1 protein-coding gene is annotated in these 601 nt (G+C 72.5%); it reads left to right on the top strand.

Translation table 11 applies throughout. The features are described from left to right. Positions 1–601, top strand: a 601-nt coding sequence (locus EAO72_RS18020; RefSeq protein WP_261991551.1) for an ABC transporter substrate-binding protein, incomplete at both ends; no start/stop codon positions are given.

The raw sequence follows: 601 nt of genomic DNA, 5'->3' as shown, positions 1-601 counted from the left end.
ACCCTGGACCCGCACCTGAGCAACCTCTTCGCCGACGCCGCCCGCGCCAAGGCCCTCTACGACAAGCTGGCCGACTACGGCGGAGACCTCTCGGCACGGCCCCGCCTCGCCTCCTCCTGGGAACCCAACGACCGCCTCGACCGGTGGAAGGTCTCGCTGCGGGCGGCACTCTTCCACGACGGGCGGCCCGTGACGGCGAAGGACGTGCTGTACAGCTACCGGCGGATCGCCGACCCCGGGCGCGCGTTCCGCGCCCGGGCGTCACTCGAACCGATCGACCTGGCCGCCAGCCGGGCCCTGGACGAGCGGACAGTCGAGTTCGTCCTCAAGCGGCCGACAGCCGAATTCCCCCATGTGATGGCGGCGTTCGGCGCGTACATCGTCCCCGCCTCGGCCCGCGACGGTGACTTCGACCGCCGGCCCGTCGGCAGCGGTCCCTTCCGCCTCGTGTCCTTCGCCCCCGGCCGCTCCACCGTCCTGCGCCGCAACGACGACTACTGGGACGGTGCCCCGCACCTGGACGAGCTGGAGTTCGTCGTCGCCAACGAGGAGGCCGCGCGCGTCAACGCCCTGCTCGGCGGCCAGGTCGAGGCCAGGTCGA

Origin of the sequence: Streptomyces sp. OR43 (assembly GCF_008042275.1) — a bacterium.
Lineage (GTDB): Bacteria > Actinomycetota > Actinomycetes > Streptomycetales > Streptomycetaceae > Streptomyces.
The sequence above is the reverse complement of the archived record's forward strand: the minus strand, read 5'-3'. Positions and strand labels throughout refer to the sequence as shown.